A 2,085-nucleotide genomic window follows, 5' to 3' on the forward strand; every position below is an offset into this window, starting at 1 on the left:
AGCGGTAGCTCTTCCGATGCCAAAACTAATAGCAAGAACATCATAAGTAGTCGCTACTTTATAATGATATAATAAAAAAAACAAAGCTTCTTTTGAGTTTTGAAATATACTATTGTTACCAAACCCATTAGGAAATCCTGATAGAACTGTTGGAGTATAATAACAAGAAAACTTTTCAGATAACCTATTAAACTCCTCTTTACTAAGGCCTGTTGTAGCTCGAAAATCTCTATCAGATTTTATATTACTAAATATACTAATTCTTTGTGATTTCATAATAACTTATTAAAATGTTAATTACCGCAAATATATCATAAAATATTGATTATCAGCAAAAGAACAAGTCTATTTAATTTACGTTAGTTCATTTCAATATTTGGTTTAAATATAACTCTTATAGGTTTTGTATAAATTCCATTTTCATGAACGGAAATATTTTGAGAGTTTTCCCAATACCCAATGTAAAAATTCCTTCACTATATTTTATCTTTTTGCGCAATTTTAAAATGTTTTTACCAAACAAAGATATTTGTATATTTTACATAGATTTAATTTAGTTATTGACATAAGAAATTAGTTTTTAACAATTTGAATTATTTTTTTGGCTTATGTACGTTGCTGACGCACAACGGGTAGGGAATAGCCGAATTTCCCTGAAATAAATACCTAATTGGTTGAAATGTAAAGGAATATACGCCCCTCTTTCGCCCCTCCCCCAAATATACCCACTTTCAATAAAATGTACCTAATGATTTCATAAGATATTATGCAAATTTTTTTCCAAAATGAGCAATAGCTAAACAGACATAGCGGTTTTAGTGCAAAATCGCCCATTTTGCTATCATTTTGCGGTTGCCAAAACTTAGCTTCAGCTGGCGCCGTGCCAAAACTGCTATCAAAGTCATTGCCCAGGGACAAAAGTTTTTCAAGTCCAGACACGAATTTGCTATCAAAAACCAAAAGCCCACAGTAGCTGAATGAGTGTAGGCTCTTGGCTTGAGTGAAAGTAAGGTTAGGTCTTTTCATAGGTTTTACCTAAAAATTGTATTTTACCAAAAATGACAAAAACAGTACCATAACTTCCAATCAACCCTACTCCCAACATAGCTGCCCACCACTTCCAGCGATGCCGCATCTTAGAGGAGAAAAGGGAAAAAGTCAATAATATCGCACTCAAAATACTGAGTACTACACTGCCTATTACTGAAAAAATAATAAAGCCTCTCGTCAAGGCTTGGGTTTTTGCCTTGGTAGGGTCAATGGTTCCATCAGAACTACTCGAAGATAAATTAGCCATGTTTGTTTAGAATAAAAATGAAATAAAAACCTTAAATCCCCCTCACCAAAGCCCTAAACTCATCACTAATCGCCCCTGAATCGTTTTTCATGGTCATAATGACGGCGTAGGCATTGTTGTTGCGATTGACCCATGCCCTCATACCAAAAGCTCCTGTAGACATGGTTTCTTTAAATTCAGGATACACCCACGTACCAAGGCCGTATTGGGCTGACCCTGCTTGAAGTTTTTCAAGCTCCTTCACTGAATCGGCTGATAGTACGATTTCCCCTAGATACTGCCCATTGTCGCGAATCATTTCCATAAGGTGCGAAAAATCGTTGAGTGAGCTTTGCGCCCCTTTGCCTGTATCGGGGTTGTCAGAAAATCGGTCAAAGAAGGTGTTTTTCATATCGCATTTATTGGCGATGCGTTCCTTAAATATCGCCTCCCACTTTTGGACAGTGACGATTTCGGCAGCATGAGCAATGAATTTGTAGGACGAACTGCTATAATGATTGGGATAGGAAAAATTGCTAAACGGATTCTCTTCTACTATTTTTCTTACGGCTTGTTCTAAGGTAAGGCTTTGGGTACTGTCGTAAACAGAATCGGCTACAATGGGGGTTTGGTGAGCTAGGATTTGCCGTAAGGTGACGTCTTGATAGACTGGATAACCCTGCAACCAAGTCAGGTACTTAGATAACTTCTCATCAAGGTTAAGCAGGTTGGCATCCACTAACGACAAGATAGTAACCGACGTAAGTAGCTTGGACCCTGAGGCAATCCCAATGGCCGTGTCAGGGTCG

The 2,085-nt window shown here is 37.4% G+C and carries 4 protein-coding genes; all 4 read right to left on the reverse strand.

What is annotated here, in order from left to right; genetic code table 11:
• Window positions 1–276 (reverse strand): helix-turn-helix domain-containing protein (locus G563_RS39315; RefSeq protein WP_211235274.1); only part of this gene is annotated, 276 nt, incomplete at its 3' end.
• Window positions 277–666: 390 nt separating this feature from the next.
• Window positions 667–1,026, reverse strand: a complete 360-nt coding sequence (locus G563_RS0120890; RefSeq protein WP_028667016.1) for a hypothetical protein — start codon at window positions 1,024–1,026, stop codon at window positions 667–669.
• Entirely contained in the window at window positions 1,013–1,297 is a 285-nt protein-coding gene (locus G563_RS0120895; protein ID WP_028667017.1) for a hypothetical protein, read from the reverse strand. Before G563_RS0120895 ends, G563_RS0120890 begins: the two co-directional genes overlap by 14 nt.
• Before the next feature lie 31 nt (window positions 1,298–1,328).
• Window positions 1,329–2,085 (reverse strand): serine hydrolase domain-containing protein (locus G563_RS35455; RefSeq protein ID WP_037327625.1); only part of this gene is annotated, 757 nt, incomplete at its 5' end.

The sequence above is a fragment of the Runella zeae DSM 19591 genome (genome assembly GCF_000423565.1).
Lineage (GTDB): Bacteria > Bacteroidota > Bacteroidia > Cytophagales > Spirosomataceae > Runella > Runella zeae.